The sequence below is a fragment of the Bacillus sp. FJAT-29814 genome (genome assembly GCF_001510715.1).
Taxonomy (GTDB): domain Bacteria; phylum Bacillota; class Bacilli; order Bacillales; family Cytobacillaceae; genus Neobacillus.
In genome coordinates this window covers 108865-124810 of record NZ_LMTJ01000007.1, presented here as the reverse complement: position 1 = coordinate 124810, position 15946 = coordinate 108865, and the positions used below count along the sequence as shown (strand labels likewise).

At 42.5% G+C, this 15946-nt stretch carries 18 protein-coding genes; 8 read left to right on the top strand and 10 right to left on the bottom strand.

The window, feature by feature from the left end:
- Positions 1-15 precede the first annotated feature (15 nt).
- Positions 16-471: a hypothetical protein gene (locus tag AR334_RS19530; RefSeq protein ID WP_066315914.1), complete on the top strand. Its 456-nt coding sequence runs from the start codon at positions 16-18 to the stop codon at positions 469-471.
- Between the two features lie 248 nt (positions 472-719).
- Here AR334_RS19530 and AR334_RS19525 read toward each other — a convergent pair whose 3' ends face one another.
- Entirely contained in the window at positions 720-1241 is a 522-nt protein-coding gene (locus tag AR334_RS19525) for a thioredoxin domain-containing protein (RefSeq protein WP_066315911.1), read from the bottom strand.
- 190 nt (positions 1242-1431) lie between these two features.
- On the opposite strand from AR334_RS19525, the gene AR334_RS29605 reads away from it, so the two are divergent.
- The 3 genes from AR334_RS29605 to AR334_RS19510 are packed head-to-tail and all read left to right on the top strand — an operon-like array spanning position 1432 to position 3976.
- The gene (locus AR334_RS29605; protein WP_066315905.1) at positions 1432-2433 is read left to right on the top strand and encodes an aliphatic sulfonate ABC transporter substrate-binding protein; all 1002 of its coding nucleotides are present in this window, start codon (positions 1432-1434) and stop codon (positions 2431-2433) included.
- A gap of 9 nt (positions 2434-2442) precedes the next feature.
- Positions 2443-3219, top strand: coding sequence for an aliphatic sulfonate ABC transporter permease SsuC (gene ssuC, locus AR334_RS29600; RefSeq protein ID WP_066315898.1), 777 nt, complete (start codon positions 2443-2445; stop codon positions 3217-3219).
- Between the two features lie 16 nt (positions 3220-3235).
- Positions 3236-3976, top strand: a complete 741-nt coding sequence (locus tag AR334_RS19510) for an ABC transporter ATP-binding protein (RefSeq protein WP_066315895.1) — start codon at positions 3236-3238, stop codon at positions 3974-3976.
- Between the two features lie 67 nt (positions 3977-4043).
- Here AR334_RS19510 and AR334_RS29595 read toward each other — a convergent pair whose 3' ends face one another.
- Positions 4044-4193 carry a hypothetical protein gene (locus AR334_RS29595; RefSeq protein ID WP_156431329.1) on the bottom strand — a complete coding sequence of 50 codons (150 nt, stop codon included), beginning with the start codon at positions 4191-4193 and terminating at the stop codon, positions 4044-4046.
- Positions 4194-4488: 295 nt separating this feature from the next.
- Between AR334_RS29595 and AR334_RS19505 the strand changes: the two genes are divergently transcribed.
- Positions 4489-5004: a DoxX family membrane protein gene (locus AR334_RS19505; RefSeq protein WP_066315885.1), complete on the top strand. Its 516-nt coding sequence runs from the start codon at positions 4489-4491 to the stop codon at positions 5002-5004.
- 81 nt (positions 5005-5085) lie between these two features.
- Here AR334_RS19505 and AR334_RS19500 read toward each other — a convergent pair whose 3' ends face one another.
- The 5 genes from AR334_RS19500 to AR334_RS19480 all read right to left on the bottom strand — a co-directional run bounded on the left by AR334_RS19500 (position 5086) and on the right by AR334_RS19480 (position 8197).
- On the bottom strand, positions 5086-5670 hold the full coding sequence (locus AR334_RS19500; protein ID WP_066315874.1) for a cadmium resistance transporter: 585 nt from the start codon (positions 5668-5670) through the stop codon (positions 5086-5088).
- Between the two features lie 117 nt (positions 5671-5787).
- Positions 5788-6345, bottom strand: coding sequence for a manganese efflux pump (locus AR334_RS19495; protein ID WP_066315872.1), 558 nt, complete (start codon positions 6343-6345; stop codon positions 5788-5790).
- A gap of 185 nt (positions 6346-6530) precedes the next feature.
- Positions 6531-7337 (bottom strand): cell envelope integrity protein TolA, encoded by an 807-nt coding sequence (gene tolA, locus AR334_RS19490; protein ID WP_066315870.1) that lies wholly within the window; start codon positions 7335-7337, stop codon positions 6531-6533.
- Positions 7338-7648: 311 nt separating this feature from the next.
- Entirely contained in the window at positions 7649-7873 is a 225-nt protein-coding gene (locus tag AR334_RS19485; RefSeq protein WP_066315860.1) for a hypothetical protein, read from the bottom strand.
- A 3-nt stretch (positions 7874-7876) separates the two neighbouring features.
- Positions 7877-8197 (bottom strand): YbjQ family protein, encoded by a 321-nt coding sequence (locus AR334_RS19480; protein ID WP_066315857.1) that lies wholly within the window; start codon positions 8195-8197, stop codon positions 7877-7879.
- 250 nt (positions 8198-8447) lie between these two features.
- Between AR334_RS19480 and AR334_RS19475 the strand changes: the two genes are divergently transcribed.
- On the top strand, positions 8448-8957 hold the full coding sequence (locus AR334_RS19475; protein ID WP_066315854.1) for a DoxX family membrane protein: 510 nt from the start codon (positions 8448-8450) through the stop codon (positions 8955-8957).
- Between the two features lie 361 nt (positions 8958-9318).
- Here AR334_RS19475 and AR334_RS19465 read toward each other — a convergent pair whose 3' ends face one another.
- Genes AR334_RS19465 through AR334_RS19455 form a run of 3 tightly spaced genes read right to left on the bottom strand, consistent with a single transcriptional unit; the run spans position 9319 to position 12636 of the window.
- Positions 9319-9960: a response regulator transcription factor gene (locus tag AR334_RS19465; RefSeq protein ID WP_066315845.1), complete on the bottom strand. Its 642-nt coding sequence runs from the start codon at positions 9958-9960 to the stop codon at positions 9319-9321.
- Positions 9932-12010: a GAF domain-containing sensor histidine kinase gene (locus tag AR334_RS19460; protein WP_066315842.1), complete on the bottom strand. Its 2079-nt coding sequence runs from the start codon at positions 12008-12010 to the stop codon at positions 9932-9934. Before AR334_RS19460 ends, AR334_RS19465 begins: the two co-directional genes overlap by 29 nt.
- 29 nt (positions 12011-12039) lie before the next feature.
- Positions 12040-12636 carry a hypothetical protein gene (locus AR334_RS19455; RefSeq protein WP_066315839.1) on the bottom strand — a complete coding sequence of 199 codons (597 nt, stop codon included), beginning with the start codon at positions 12634-12636 and terminating at the stop codon, positions 12040-12042.
- A 309-nt stretch (positions 12637-12945) separates the two neighbouring features.
- On the opposite strand from AR334_RS19455, the gene AR334_RS19450 reads away from it, so the two are divergent.
- Both AR334_RS19450 and AR334_RS19445 read left to right on the top strand, forming a co-directional pair.
- Complete coding sequence (locus AR334_RS19450) at positions 12946-13518, top strand: TetR/AcrR family transcriptional regulator (protein WP_066315832.1); 573 nt, start codon at positions 12946-12948, stop codon at positions 13516-13518.
- A 109-nt stretch (positions 13519-13627) separates the two neighbouring features.
- Complete coding sequence (locus tag AR334_RS19445; protein ID WP_066315831.1) at positions 13628-15862, top strand: YhgE/Pip domain-containing protein; 2235 nt, start codon at positions 13628-13630, stop codon at positions 15860-15862.
- The last annotated feature ends 84 nt before the right edge of the window (positions 15863-15946 follow it).

The window sequence follows — 15946 nt, the reverse complement described above, 5'->3', positions numbered from 1 at the left end:
TGGAGGCGGTTTGGTATGGCTAGGAAAGAAAAGTTTAAAAGAAGGAAGCCTATTAACCTAAAAATTTTTGTTGGAGTTCTGATTTTAAGCGGCTTGATTGTTGGAAATATCGGAGTTGCCTTTGCGGATCAGGACGTCAATGCGCTGTTAACAAATTGGTTTAATAAAAAGGGGAAGGAATCAATAAGTTCAATTGAGAAGGCGATTATGACTGAAAAAGAGCAGCAGAAGGCCCGTTTAAAAGAAGAGCTGGAGTTAGAAATGAGTAACTCCGCTAAACTGCTGGAGCAATATACCGAAGAGGAAAAGAATAAAAGAGTCCTAGCTTTACGACAATATGCTGACCAACTACTAGAAGAGATGAAACTCGAAAACAATAAAGAAGAAAAACAAAGGATTGCCGCCGAAATGGATAAGGAAATCCAAAAAGCAATAAAACAATTGGAGAAAATACAACCAAAAGGGAAATAGATTATCGATGCTTGTCACCACCTGATTTTCAAGAAACACCTTTACCCCGTGGGAAGCACAGCTATGTGCCCCCCTGATGATCGAACATTTATGGAATTGCCTGGAGGAGTGTTGTCAACACTTCCCTTTTTTATATATGCGAAGTCCGTTTGTTCACTAGTTCAAATATTTGTCAAAGCATTATAACAGTCGCATAAAGAAAAGGCCAGGGAACCTTCCCCCTGGCTTTTTTTTCGCCCCACGTCCGCTTACGCCTGCGTCAATGCCGCTTCGATTTCAGCTCTGAGTTCAGTGGCTGAGATTTCTGTTGGATATTGATATTCCTTGTTGTTGATGAAGACGGTTGGCACCATTTTTACGCCGCGGCGAATGGCTTCAGCGATGACGTTTAGGCTGGTGTCGATGTTGTTTGGTTCTTCTTTTAGCCCATATCTTTCTGCGAGCATGTGCTTGATGTCGTGGTTTGTCCACTTGTCCCATGTGCTTTGCTCGGCAAATAATTCCTTCATGATTTCTCTTACCCGATCCGGATTTTCATAATCGAGGTGCGTGTTAATTAAGGCCCCAATGAGCAGCATTTCCCGAGGCTTATCGTAATGTTTGACAATATACTGTACTTGGCCGTTTTCCAGGTACTCCGGCAGGACCTCCTCCGCCATCGCAAAATACGATGCGCAATATGGGCAAGCTAAATTTAAAAACACTTCTACCTTTACAGGTGCATCCTTTTTGCCATAGCTTAACTGTACATTCTCCACTTGATTTGTCATGTCCCATCCTCTTTTTCTATAAAAATTAAATTTTCTAACTTTACCAAGTTTAATAATTCCCACTTTTCCTGTCAACTTTATTACTTTAGTGTGAAAATCCGAGTAAACTTATTTGACTAACCGATTTATAATATTTATAATTTGGTAATGTTGTAAATTTTTCAATAATTAAAACAGAGGGGGAAACAACATGAAGAAAGGAATCAATTGGCTCATCGCCATTCTCATGGTTTTTGTGCTGGCAGCCTGTGGCGAAAAAACAGAAACTTCTTCAAAAGCAACAGGTGGAGAGGCTAAATCGACAGAAACCGTCAAAATCGGATTTCAAAAGGGGAATATTTTACATATCCTGAAATCGCGCGGCAATCTGGACAAAGCTTTGGAAAAGAAAAATATAAAAGTAGAATGGGTGGAAATGCCGACAGGTGGCGCTCTGCTGGAGGCGCTCAACACCAATAATATTGATTTCGGCCATGCCGCTGATGCGAATGCGGTATTTGCTCAAGCATCTGGTATGCCGCTTGTATACGTTGCTTCCGAGCATCCAAACCCTGAAGGTCTGGCGATTATTGTCCAAGGCGATTCCAATATCAAATCGGTGAAGGACTTAAAAGGGAAAAAGATTGCGATTGGTAAAGGGTGGAATTCCCATTACTTACTCATGAAAGCATTGCAAAAAGAGGGACTATCCACGAAGGACGTAGAGTTTGCCTGGGTTAAGGACGCCTCTGAAGGCCGTGCCGCGTTCGAATCAAAACGTGTCGACGCTTTAGGTTTTTGGGACCCGTTCCTGGCGGTACTGCAGGATGACGTCAATCCAAAAATCTTGATTAACGGAGATGGGTATACAAACAATCGGACCTATCTTTTCGCGACAGAAGATTTTTCAAAGAATCATAGTGATGTGTTGAAGACTATTTTAGAAGAGTTAAATAAATCCGACCAATGGGCGAACGAAAATAAGAAAGAAGTGGCCAAAATGCTTGCTGATGCTCTGGGCATTCCGGTGAAAGCATTAGAGAAGACCGTTGAACGCCGCACCTTTGGTGTCCAAGAAATCACCGATAAAGTAGCGGCAGAACAGCAGGATATTGCCGATATCTTTTTGCAAGAAGGCTTAATTGAAAAAGAAATTTCCGTTTCCGACTCGATTACGAAAAATCCTGAATGGCTACCGGAAAGTGTGAAATAGGGGAGAGCAATGAAGAAAAATAAGACAATGGAAGGAATCGTGCCGTGGGTGTTGCCAGTGCTGCTATTGATCCTTTGGCAAATCGCTTCAAGCACTGAATGGATCCCATCGCGATTGTTTCCGGCACCGACTGCCATCGTTGGAACATTCATAGAGGAGCTGCAGTCCGGCGTCCTGCTTCACCATCTCGGGATCAGTACGTACCGGGCACTGGTCGGGCTGCTCATCGGCGGCGGCATAGGGTTTATTTTAGGATTAATTAACGGACTATTCCCGTTTGCCGGTAAGTTTTTTGATTCCACGATTCAAATGATTCGGAATGTCCCGCATTTGGCGTTAATTCCGCTGATTATCATTTGGCTCGGAATTGGCGAGACCGCTAAGATTTTTCTTGTGTCGCTCGGGGTCCTGTTCCCGATCTATGTAAACACCTACCACGGGATTCGGACCGTTGACCGCGGCTTGATCGAAATGGGCCGTGTGTACGGACTTCGTTCCTGGGAGCTTTTTCGAAAAATTATCCTGCCGGGAGCGCTGCCATCGATTTTCGTGGGCCTGCGCTATGCACTGGGATTGATGTGGCTGACACTCATCGTGGCGGAAACGATTGCCTCGGACTCAGGGATTGGGTACATGGCGATGAATGCCAGGGAGTTTATGAAGACGGATGTCATCATCTTAAGTATTATTATTTACGCGCTGCTCGGGAAGCTTGCCGATGTGCTGGCGAAGGTTATTGAGGAAAAGACGTTGAAATGGCATCCAAGTTATGCAAAACAGAAATAGGTTTGAGGTGAAACACATGGAACAGGGAGCAGGTCTTCAGGTCACGCAGATTTCGAAATCATTTGGCAGTGTATCGGTGCTCGAGAAGCTCGACCTGACAGTGCAGCAAGGCGAATTTATTTCCATCGTCGGCCGCAGTGGCTGTGGAAAAAGTACGTTCTTGCGGCTGTTGGCCGGGCTGGATGAACCTACAACGGGGGAAATTCAGTTAAATGAGCAGACCATTAAGGGAATCAACCCGGAGGTACGGGTGATGTTCCAGGAGTCGCGGCTGCTGCCGTGGATGACGGTTGTCGAAAATGTAGAGATTGGCCTGAATGATCAGGCGTCATTATCGAAGGAAGAAAAGCGAAACCAAGCCCTGAAGATGCTGGAGCAAGTGGGGCTGAAGGGCCGTGAAAATGAGTGGCCGCACGTCTTATCAGGCGGACAAAAGCAGCGGGTATCGCTGGCGCGCGCATTAATCAGCCGGCCCAAGCTGTTATTGCTTGACGAGCCGCTGGGCGCATTGGATGCCTTTACCCGGTTGGAAATGCACCAGCTCATCTTAAAGCTGTGGAACGAACACCGTTTCACCGCGTTTCTTGTCACCCATGACGTAGCCGAAGCCATCTCCCTGGCCGACCGCATCCTCTTGCTAGAAAAGGGCAAGATCGCCATGGACCTGCCCGTCGAAATTGAACGGCCGAGGGAGCGGGAGGACCATCATGTTTCCGAACTGGAAACGAAGGTTATTCGGCGGGTTATGCATATTTAAGTGGAGCAGGTTAATCTGCTTTTGATGAACAAGGGGTGCTGAGGTACCTCTTGTTTTTTGCCAACTACTAATTAAACCTTCCTTCTGTTTCAGAACCAGAATCTTTATCCCCATCAGAAATTTCTACTTTCTTGGAATCACCAGCGTTGGAATAATGGTATTCCACGTCTCTATCCATATTTTTTACTGCCCTTTTTAAAAATTCCTCTTTGCTCATGTGTGAACCTCCTAGTTTCTTTCAATTAGTTTAACCAAATGGCGAATGATCAATTATTTTCCAATCTGAACTCTTCATCAAAAATATAAAGGAGAATGGGCCGAAAATGAAGGAATCGCCCATTTTGGAACAACAGATCAGCTGTTTACTGACTAATTCAAATATTTGTCAAACTATTATTAAGACTTTGTGAACTTAACACTATGACTATGTTATTAATGGTAAAGATGCTATATATTGTAAATGTAAGGGGCGAACATTAATACGGAGCAAGAAATTAAAGGGGGAAACTAAAATGTTTAACAAATTTTTAAGGGAAAATAAGATTGCAGCTGCACTATTACTAGTGATTCGTTTATATCTCGGTTATTCTTGGTTCACAGCAGGTCTTCATAAAATAACTGGTGGTTTTGATGCCGGTGGATACCTAAAAGGGGCAGTTGCCAATCCGGTCAAAGGTCCTGACGGCAGCATGGTTTATGGCTGGTATATAGAATTTCTAAAAGGTTTTGCGATTCCAAAAGTCGACTTGTTCAACGTGTTAATACCTTGGGGTGAATTGCTGGTGGGCTTGGGCCTACTATTAGGCTGCTTAACCACAGCGGCGATGTTCTTCGGGCTAGTGATGAACTTCTCATTCTTCTTGGCAGGTACCGTATCCCACAACCCAACAGACATTTTCTTAGGCTTCATTATCTTGGCAGCAGGCTACAACGCCGGCCGCTACGGCTTAGACCGCTGGGTGATTCCGTTCATCCGCAAAACTTCTAAACTAGGCAATGACAAAGGTGCAACAAGAACAACGGCATAAAGAAAAAGCCAGGAGACACGGTTCTTCTGGCTTTTTCTATGCTTCCGGCTATGGTGTTGGACAAATTCAAAATGAATGGAATTAGAGGTTAAAAACGTAACCGAACGTATCGTGTTTAATCAAAATAAAAGTACCTAGTCCTATTAAGACAAGGGGAACAATAATGTGTCCGTTGCGTTCTAAAGTCTGAGCTATTAACGGTTGATGTACAAGGGTATTGGCTACAAAACAAAAGACTGCTACAAGTGCTAAAAAGATGATCACAATCATGATAATTTTCCACAAACTATTGGCTGAGAAGAAAGGAATATAGACACCGATATTATCAACACCATTAGCAAATGTGACTGTCGCCGTTTTTATTAACCAAAAAAATCGAATAGAATGCTCTTTCCTCTTTTGGCCCAAAGATATCAATGATTGTATTCCAAAATAGATTGGAATGAATCCAAGTACACCTATCCATGCTTTAGGAACGAGTAAGGTCCCTAATGCTCCAATAAAACTTATGATTAGAATAAGAATAAAACCAAGGTATTGTCCAGCTACAATAAAGCGTTTCTGTTCTGTTGTCTTTGCTTGTGAGAACCAGGTCATTAAGAGGAAAATGTCATCAATGTTTGTTGCTGCAAAAAAAACGATCGATGAAAAAATAAGGGTTAGCATACTCTAAGCTTTATCCTTTCAATAAATGGTCGTTAAATTATTTAAGACTTTAAATGAATGGCCTTCTAATCGAAGAAGAGTGGTTATGGCAGTCAAAAGAGGAAGTTTCAACAAAGGTTAAAATAATTGCTTAAACCCGATAATAATTAAAATAAACCCAGCAATAAGTGGAGAGTAATGACCCAAAATACTAGAGAATACTCTATTACCAACAGAATTTCCAAACCATATCGCTATATAACCCCAGACAGTAATACTAAAGATCACTGACCAGATAACTGAATTGTATGCAACCGTTGCCCCAGCTCCGCTAGCAATGTTTGTGATGGAAAGTGTAAATCCTAGTAAAACAGCCTGTCGAATACTAAGCTTTTGTATTTTTATCTCTCTTTTTTTAGAAACAAACCAATCATTATAAATGGTGAATACTCCAATGCAGAACAATATACAAAACGATACGAGCCCAGTTTCCTTTTGAGAGATAAATTGTGAAATGACATAGCCTAAAAATACCCCAATGATTGTAGTAAAGAATCCAATGGTATTAATGATTATGTTAAACCAAACAGGTATTTTCATTTTTTTAAGCCCATAGGCCATTCCAACACCAATATTATCTATATTTGTACTTATTCCGATCAAATTTAAAATTAAGAAAGAACTGAACCAAGCCAACTTTATTCGTTCCCTCCTTTGCAACCATATGGAAAATGAGATTAAATAACCGTTCTAAAAGTACACGCAGCATGTCCTAATACATATGCTATGTAAGCAGGAATTAATACGTTCCCTGCTATTTATTGCAAATAAAAAAAGAGATTGGAGCCCCAATCTCTTTTTCTATTTTGCCCCTGAGCCCATTAGTTTCTTTCACAAGCATAGCCATCATTATCCCGGTCCATTCTCGATTTATAAGCCGGATGGTCTGATGCCACTCCATTTGGATATACTTTATTGAGTTCAGTGCAGTTTGCAAATGATGTCTGTCCTGAGGTAGTCGATGTAGCTTGTTGCTGCTGTGCCTTTGCCTGAGCTTCAGCCTCCGCTTTAGCCTTAGCTTCTGCTTCTGCCCTTGCCTGAGCTTCAGCCTCCGCTTTAGCCTTAGCTTCTGCTTCTGCCCTTGCCTGAGCTTCAGCCTCCGCTTTAGCCTTAGCCTCTTCTTCTGCTTTTGCCTTAGCTTCCGCCTCTGCTTTCACTTTCGCCTCTTCTTCTGCTTTAGCTTTGGCTTCGGCCTCTTGCTTTGCTTTTTCCTCTGCTTCCTTTTTAGCTAACGCAGCTGCTTTTTCCTTTGCATCAGTTTTGGCTTTCACTTTTTCCTCTGATGCCTGTATGGTAGTCTCTTTTTTATCTGAAGGAAATATTGCGGCACTTCCTAACCAGAGAACCATTGCCCCTAACATGAGAAGAAATCTCTTTTTAGCTTTCCCGTTTCTTTTAATAAGTGCGAGAATTCCAGAGATAAGGAAAAAAATAAAGGCGAAAAAGCCTAGTACAAACAAAACCATAATCACCGAGTTACCGGATGCCAATAGCAAAATAATCAGCCCGACGACCATCCATAAGAAATTCATTCCTGCTTTCGAATTTCTTTTTCTTAACCCGTTGATCCCAGATACAAGAAAATAGATGGAAACGATAAATCCCACTATAAGAAAAAAAGATGCCAAACAAAACCCTCCTATATAACGATAGTACTAAGTCCCTATCTATTATATAGGAAAATTTTAAAAATAGGGGCGATATCAATGATATGGCTTCTATTTCCTAAACAGGATCTAAGAAATGGCAGTATTGGAAGGCAATTTGTGACAGAGAGGAAATGTTCATCCTAGGTTCGATATCATAAATGCCGCCTATACACCCAATCTGCGAAGTTTTTTTATCAGTCGATTATGTAGGATTCTTAAAAGGGTGAAAGGCATGTCAAGAACAGCGGCATAAAGAACAGGCCAGGAGGGCACTGCTCTCCTGGCTTTTTTCATTCTTCTTTATAAAAGCGCTCTCCTGTTTCAGAATTGAAATAAACGACTAGTCTTTTATTTGTGGTTGGATCAATGGAAACCTCATTTGTTCGGACGAAGCCTTTTGGTACTTTTTGCCCGTGTTTTGTTTTGAAGCGGCGGTCCCAAATGAGCCAGGATCCAATGATTAATAGAATCAGGATGATGAGTTGGATACCGTAAAAGCCTAAAATCCATTTCATCGGTTATTCCTTTTCCGCAATAACAGCCGTTCCATATGCGACAATTTCACTCATATTCTGGCCGATTTCACCAGAGTCAAAGCGCATCATAATGATGGCATTTGCTCCCATTGCTGTAGCGTTTTGAACCATACGGTCAATCGCTTGTTTTCTGGCATCTTCAAGCATTTCTGTATACTGGTTTATTTCCCCGCCTACCAGCCCCTTTAAAGAAGCCATGATATCTTTGCCGATTCCTCTTGCCCTGACGGTTAATCCAAACACAGGTCCTAATACTTCTGTCACTTTATGGTTAGCAATATTTTCGGATGTTACGATGATCAAACTGATCAGCCCCTTATCAAATTTCTAACTACATGCTAATTTTACTTTTTGTTGGATATAAATACCATCGTTTTTTAATGAATACACTAGATTCATGGCTTATCCGCAAGTTCAAATATTTGTCAAAGCATTATTAACAATTTGTGAACTAAACACTGTGGATATGTTAATAACAGGGAGAATGCTATATATTGTAAATGTAAGGAGCAAACATTAATACGGAGCTAGAAAAAATAAGGGGGAAACAGAAATGTTTAACAAATTTTTAAGAGAAAATAAGATTTCCGCTACACTATTACTAGTTATTCGTTTATATTTAGGATACTCTTGGTTTACAGCAGGTTTTCATAAAATCACTGGCGGGTTCGATGCTTCCGGATTCTTAAAAGGAGTAACCGCTAATCCTGTAAAAGGTCCTGACGGCAGCGTGGTTTACGGCTGGTATGTAGAATTCCTTAAAGGCTTCGCGCTTCCAAATGTAGATATCTTTAACGTCATTGTCCCTTGGGGTGAAACACTTATCGGCTTAGGTCTACTATTAGGTTGTTTAACTACAGCTGCCATGTTCTTCGGCCTAGTGATGAACTTCTCATTCTTCCTAGCTGGAACTGTTTCTCATAATCCAACCGACATCTTCTTAGGCTTTATCATCTTGGCAGCAGGTTACAACGCTGGCCGTTACGGATTAGACCGCTGGGTGATCCCATTTATCCGTAAAACTGCAAAATTAGATAAAGGTGCCTCTAGAACAACAGCATAACGAAAAAGTCAGGAGACAGTGTCTCCTGACTTTTTTCTTATTTTGCCCGTTACCGGTCTTTATCATGTCCCGAACACCGAATACATGATTATCCCGAAATGCGGCCATGTTTCGTATAAAAAGCCAGAGGAACCTGTTGGGTTTTTATTAATTTTCGCTGCGAAAAATGGGGAATTTCGGTTTATGCAGGTTATAAAAATGTAGTCTGGATGACACCCGTTATCTAGACTTAGTTCTGTCCAAACACTCCGTATTTTTCTCTCACCGCATAAACTATTAGCCGATTCTGGTATTCATCCTGATATTCACCAGAGGATTCTGGAGATTGAGGAGACACAAAAACAAGCGTCCCCCTGTTCCGCTATAACCCTGCTTGTTTTGCCCGAAGAGCCGCCTCTGTCCTGTCCACTACCTGGAGCTTGCTTAGGATGTTACTGACGTGGTTACGGACGGTTTTGGGACTTAAAAATAACCGTTCCGCAATTTCGGCATTTTTCAGGCCATTGGCAATCAATTGCAAGACCTCCCGCTCCCGATCCGTTAATTCTGGAAACACTTGAACCGGAACGATTGGCTGCATTTGATTGAAAAACTCGACCAGTTTCACCGCGATGCCGGGGCTGAAGATTGCCTCGCCATCCGTTACGACTTTAATCGCCCGCAGCAGATCGGTATGCTTGGCGCCTTTTAAAATATAGCCTCTTGCCCCTGCCCGCATCGCCGCAAAAACAGAGGAGTCGTCCTCGAGCATCGTCACGACTAAAATGGCAATATGTGGGCTCATTTTCACGATTTGCCTCGTAGCTTCAATCCCATTGATCCCAGGCATCTGGATGTCCATCAAAATCACATCTGGCTGCAATTCCATTGCCAATTTGATAGCTTCTTCCCCTGAACTGGCCTCGCCAATTAACCTGATTTCCGGGCTTGCCTGTATCATCGCCCTTAAGCCGTCACGAAACAATGAATGATCATCAACAATTAATACCTTTATTGATTCCATAGCCTTCCTCCATATTCGGTAAATAAACTTCTAATCTCGTACCCTTATTTTCTGCTGATATAATGTGGCAGGTTCCGCCGACTTCCTCAGCCCTCTCCTTCATCGAGGATAGCCCTACTCCTCTTTTGGCATTAGGGGCAATCCCCTTTCCATTATCGACAATCAAAATCTTTAGCCCGTTTTCTCCTACCTGAAACTCCACCCTGCAGCTGCTTGCCTGTGCGTGGCGGATGACATTGGTGACGGCCTCCTGGATGATTCTAAACGCCGCCACCTCAACTGCTGCCGATAAGGTGAATGTCGATCGGTTTGTAGTAATGTTGATAGCAAATGGATTTCCCACACCATTCGGACGTTTTACTTGAGCAGCAAACTCTCTAACAGCCCCTAATAGTCCCAAATCGTCGAGACTCGGCGGCCTTAGGTTATAGATAATATGGCGGATATCGGCCAACGTATGGCCAAGGTCCTCCTCAAGCGTAGACAACAGTTCTTCCGCCGCTTTGGGATTGTCATAGAGCAGCTGTTTGGCCACCCCTACTTTAATCGTTTGCGCGGCGAGGCTCGGGCCCACGCCATCATGTAAGTCCCGTCGCAGCCGTCTTCGTTCTTCTTCTCTGGTGGATACTAATTTTTCCCGGGATTTTTGCAATTCTGTATTGATTAAAACGGAATGGGCCGCAATCCCGATTTGTTTGGCTAAATGGTTCAGGACCCTGAGGTCTCTTTTTGAAAAAGCCTCATGAACCGTCCTAAAGCCTACCTTCAATAAACCGATCTCATCGCCCTGGTGCAACAACGGGAAAATGGCAGCATCGCCGGAAGCCGTACCCAGATGATGCGAAATGCCATTTTTTAAGGTAATTTCGATAAATGGCAGCTTTAGCGCCTGCATCGTCGTTTCCAATACCGTTGGCAAAACACGTTGGATCGGCAGTGTGCCTTCCAGCTGATCGGCAAGCCTGGCCAGGATCTTTAACGGCTCATCCCGGTCTCCATAAATAAGACGGTTAATACCCCGCTGCAAATAGGCGGTGAGCGGTTGAAACAATACGGCAATAATGCCTGTTGAAACGAGCGAAATGACGAGATTATTCGGGTCACGGAACAATGCTCCCAACCCGTTGACAAAAAGGACATAAAAACAAACAACGATGAAGGTGAGGCTTATATAAGTTACCGTCCTGCTTAAAATCAAATCGATTTGCCACAGCCGGTATTTCAAAATGGCATAGGCAATGGAAAGGGGTATCAAACAAAGCGCCAATGCCTGAGTAGCCACGGTAACAAAGAAAAAAATGCTTATAAAAAGCGGATGGGAATCTTCCGGCAAAAATCCCGTCAGGCCGGAAATGAAAATGTTGCCGACAAATAAAATCAAAGCAAAGATGAACCACTTGATCTGCAGCTTTTCAATCGATGTGGCCGCTTTTTTATAGCGAAAAATTTGAGCAAAAATACAGGCAAACAAGAAACCAAAGAAATAGATTCCGCTTAAGACCGGCGGCCACGTTTGACTGTTTAAAAACGAATTCGGAAATAAGGCATACGGAATCTCGGTTGTAATCCATAAAAAGGATAAATAAAGGGTCCATTTCGGTGTAGGCTTTCCATTGGGAAACAGGAAGAAAAATGGGATAAAAAGGCCCCACGCAATAAGCTGATGAAATTTCACAGGCCATTCCCAAACGTCTCCTGTTAACGGAAGTGTTCCCACGGTAAAGCTTGTTCCCATATAAAGCATCAGCACGGACGTATACATGCCCATTTTTGTCTTACTTCCTCTTGCAAGAATAAAAAAGGCCAGAACCGTGAAAACGATGACCGTGAGAAGGTCGAGAGCGAATTTATAATAGGTATAGAAGGAGATGGAGATTTCCGCCTGGACTAACACCTTGGCCATATCCGCTGTCAGCTGGCTTGTTTCTTCGCAGCCCCCATTTTGGCAAATCTCAGATAATAAGGAAGGCCTGGATAAAAGACTATAAAAGGAAAGGATAAGGGCAGCAACAAACAAGATGATTACGATAAAACTGTATTTATTCCGCATCAACACTGCCCCCATTTTTCAAGAATTTCCTATTTTACTATGAAGTTATTCGAAATGTCCTCGATGTTTTCCTGCTTTTTCAAGACGAGTGTTCCAATGAGTGAATACAGGGCGGCAGCGACATACTTCCCGAAAACCGGCACAAATACGAAGAAGAGGGACAGTATAAACAGAGCAGCAACCCACCAGGGGAGGACCTTGCCCGTCATGCAGCCAATGGTAAACACAATCGTTCCCAAGACGAAAGAAAGGACTCCGATTAAAAAGATGAAATTCAATGGACCACTCTCCGCAAACAAGAACACATCACCGATGAAACCGTGATAGATCACATTGACCGCTGATTTTGCTGTCATGAACACCGCACCCAGGCCTAGCAGGGCAAGGCCGATTCTCCCACCCCAGCCAAGCATTCGTCCGCTGATCTCCTGGTGGGATTTGGTTAAATAAAACGCCCCCAAAAAGAATGCGGCAAAATATAACCCAAAGGTTGATTCTGAGAGGTAATCAAATACATTGTTAAAATCCTCGACATAGCCTCCGAATATTTCGCTGATTGCTTCCAGTACCCATAATATCCCCGCTGCAAAAAACAGATTACTAGCTGACTTTACCTTGTTATTCATTTTTATTCCTCCTTTGTTTTTGAACAACTTAACTATAAAAAATAAAAGTCCCTTTCAAACAGTTACACCAGGACCTATTTAGGTCCTAACTTGAACGGGACTTTTATGGGATATTTAATTGGGTTATGTTTCAACACATTTTTTGCGAAAAATAAGGAATTTCTAGCTGAGAGAGCGAAACGAATGAATGATACTGATGCCAGCCAAGTGAATCTGTTTGTAAAAAGTATATCAATATGTTATATTTTCTTTTGTATTAAATGACTATATTCCTCAATTGGTCAATTAGCAAAGAGCGAGGTGTAAGAGGTGACGATTGACAGAAGACAATTAATTGTGGAGGCTGCTACAAAATCCTTTTCTTTATTTGGGTACAAAGCGACGACAATGGATCAGGTTGCCAAGTTAGCTAATGTGGGCAAAGGGACAATCTATACATTTTTTAAGAATAAAGAAGAATTATTCGAGGACATTATAAAAACCATGTTGCAAGACATGAAGGATGTAGCAGAAAGAGCATTTAACAAACAGAACTCGTTTCGTGAAAATGCCAATCAGGTGTTATTCGATCTCCTTGAATTTCGGAAATCGCACCAATTAACGATTAAGCTTTTTCAAGAAGAACGAGAAATTGGCACCCAAGCGGCTGTTGAAGTGGTTCAGCGGGTGGAAACAGTCATTATACATTATATGAAAGGGATTATCCAAGAAGCAATCGATCGTGGGGAAATTAAACCTTGTGATCCTGAAATAACTGCCTTTATCATGTTAAAGCTTTATGTGGCATTGATATTTGATTGGGAACGAAGCCATAAGCCCCTTGATAAAGAAGAGATTTCAAAGCTTTTTGAACTTTACCTTTTTAATGGCTTATCAAAATAATGGAAGTCCCACAAAGGGTTCTCTTATTTCGAATGGGAGCACCCTTACTATTTGGACAAAAATGACCAATTGAACAATTTGGTCAATTATACTTAGGAGGTTTAAAGCAATGAAAGGTTCGTCTTTTTTAGCAGAATGTAAATTGATCCTATCGAACCGAAAAATTCTTATTCCGATTTTAGCCGTGGCGTTTGTTCCGGTGTTATATGCAGGCATGTTTTTATGGGCATTTTTAGATCCATATGACCATATGTCAGATTTGCCTGTAGCCATCGTGAATCAGGATCAGGGTGCAGAATTTGCAGGACAACAGCTGCAGCTTGGGAAAGAGCTGGTAAATAATCTTAAAGATAGTGATTCATTTAAGTTTAGTACCGTTTCAAAGGAAGCGGGATATAAGGGATTAGAGGAGCAGGATTACTATATTTTGGTTGAGATTCCCGAAAACTTCTCGGCGAATGCGACCACCTTGCTGGATGACAAGCCAGAAAAGCTGGAAATTAAATATGTTCCCAATGAAGGAGCAAATTTTCTGTCGAGTCAAATCGGGGAAACAGCGATGAAAGAAATAAAAGCGGAAATCTCAAAAAAAATAACTGCTACCTATGCTGAAACCATGTTTGATCAAGTAGCGGAACTGGCGGATGGTTTGAATCAGGCAAGTGATGGTGCTGGTCAATTGACGGATGGTGCAGTCCAACTTGCTGATGGATCAAAGGTTTTAAAAGAAAATCTTGAAGTTTTAGCATCGAAATCAATTGAATTTCATGAAGGAATTCAAACCGCTGCGCAAGGTTCCAAGACCTTATCGACTGGTACCGATCAAGTGCAAGCGGGTCTTGGTGAAATTCACGCAAAGCTCCCGGCACTAATTGAAGGGACACAATCGGCACAAGCAGGCATGGAGCAAATGAAAACAGAGCTTCCTGAGAAGATTGCCGCTGGAATCACAGGGCAACTAGCCGGAAATGCCGATCAATTAAATAAAGGTATCGATCAATTTGAAGAAAAGCTGGGAGCCGGACTTACAGTTGGATTAACCGATGGGATTGCCTCGGGCATGTCTGAGCAATTGGCGAATCAATTGATCAATCAACAAACCGCTCAAATGCAGGAGTTAGCTGCAGCCTTAATTGAAAAAGGAATACCGGCTGAGACTGTGCAACAAATTATAACTGATGCGGCACAACAGGCTCCGACAAAAGCTGAATTGCAGCAACAGTTACAGCAGCAGCTTACTTCCAACTTAAAGCCGCAGCTAAAGCAAGGAATAGACTCCGGTCTAAATCAAGGCTTCAGCGAATTTAAAACGCAGCTCAATCAGCAATTACTGGACGCAACCACAGGCCTTGAGGATCAGCTAAAAACACAAACGTCCCCGGCGTTTAATCAACTCATTGCTGGGCTTGGGGAAATTAATAAAGGTCAGCTTGGCTTGCAACAGGGAATCAACCAACTATACGCAGGCTCCCAAGACTTGAACAAAGGTACTCATGATTTATCGGCTGGTATGAGTCAGATAGAGAATGGAGCAGGACAAATTCAAGCTGGTGCTGGCCAACTCGCAGATGGCTCCAAAACATTAGCAGATGGGACAGTCAAGTTGAAGGATGGTTCCACTGAATTAGCAACTAAATTAGCAGAAGGGGCCAAGGAAGCAGGCTCTGTTCAGGCCGATGATGACACGTATGATATGATGGGTGAACCAGTTGCGGTCGATAAGCAGGAAATTAATAAGGTGCCAAATTATGGTACAGGATTTGCTCCCTATTTCATCTCCCTCGGGTTATTTGTAGGGGCATTGCTGATGTCGATTGTTTTTGCTCTTAAAGAGCCGGCAGTTAGGCCGAAAAATGCACTTCAATGGTTTTTGGGTAAATTTGGTGTATTGGCGCTAGTTGGGTTGGCACAGGCTATTTTAGTAGACTTTATTATACTGGCTGTATTAAAAATTGAAGTAGCAAGCATTCCCTTGTTCTTCGTGACTTCCCTCATTACCAGCTATGTATATATGGCACTAATTCAAATGCTTGTTACGATCATGGGCGACCCTGGCCGTTTCATTGCGATTGTTATATTGATTTTACAATTAACCACGAGTGCAGGAACCTTCCCGCTCGAATTAATTCCAAATGCACTGCAGCCCATTAATGCTTTATTACCAATGACTTATTCCGTTCAATCGTTTAAGGCGGTCATTTCAAGTGGTAACTTTGCTTATATGTGGCACAACAATGTCATCTTGTTAGCCTATATGGCCGGGTTCATGCTGATGACATTAGGTTACTTTAAGGTGAAAATAAAAGGTGAAACACTAGTGCCAGCTGTCGATCATGCAGCGTAAGGCACGGAAAAAGAAAAGGCAGGGGACAGTGTTCTCCTGCCTTTTTCCTGTTCTAAGGAATAGATGGTTGATGTTGTAGATGAA

Bases quoted from the DNA above. Each gene is read 5' to 3' on its own strand.
- AR334_RS19460 (WP_066315842.1), bottom strand. From the start codon at position 12,010: ATGCGGAATAAATACAGTTTTATCGTAATCATCTTGTTTGTTGCTGCC.
- ssuC (WP_066315898.1), top strand. From the start codon at position 2,443: ATGAAGAAAAATAAGACAATGGAAGGAATCGTGCCGTGGGTGTTGCCA.
- AR334_RS19500 (WP_066315874.1), bottom strand. From the start codon at position 5,670: ATGCTAACCCTTATTTTTTCATCGATCGTTTTTTTTGCAGCAACAAAC.
- AR334_RS19525 (WP_066315911.1), bottom strand. From the start codon at position 1,241: ATGACAAATCAAGTGGAGAATGTACAGTTAAGCTATGGCAAAAAGGAT.
- AR334_RS19475 (WP_066315854.1), top strand. From the start codon at position 8,448: ATGTTTAACAAATTTTTAAGAGAAAATAAGATTTCCGCTACACTATTA.
- AR334_RS19455 (WP_066315839.1), bottom strand. From the start codon at position 12,636: ATGAATAACAAGGTAAAGTCAGCTAGTAATCTGTTTTTTGCAGCGGGG.
- AR334_RS19510 (WP_066315895.1), top strand. From the start codon at position 3,236: ATGGAACAGGGAGCAGGTCTTCAGGTCACGCAGATTTCGAAATCATTT.
- AR334_RS29605 (WP_066315905.1), top strand. From the start codon at position 1,432: ATGAAGAAAGGAATCAATTGGCTCATCGCCATTCTCATGGTTTTTGTG.
- AR334_RS19485 (WP_066315860.1), bottom strand. From the start codon at position 7,873: ATGAAATGGATTTTAGGCTTTTACGGTATCCAACTCATCATCCTGATT.
- AR334_RS19505 (WP_066315885.1), top strand. From the start codon at position 4,489: ATGTTTAACAAATTTTTAAGGGAAAATAAGATTGCAGCTGCACTATTA.
- AR334_RS19465 (WP_066315845.1), bottom strand. From the start codon at position 9,960: ATGGAATCAATAAAGGTATTAATTGTTGATGATCATTCATTGTTTCGT.
- AR334_RS29595 (WP_156431329.1), bottom strand. From the start codon at position 4,193: ATGAGCAAAGAGGAATTTTTAAAAAGGGCAGTAAAAAATATGGATAGA.
- AR334_RS19530 (WP_066315914.1), top strand. From the start codon at position 16: ATGGCTAGGAAAGAAAAGTTTAAAAGAAGGAAGCCTATTAACCTAAAA.
- AR334_RS19445 (WP_066315831.1), top strand. From the start codon at position 13,628: ATGAAAGGTTCGTCTTTTTTAGCAGAATGTAAATTGATCCTATCGAAC.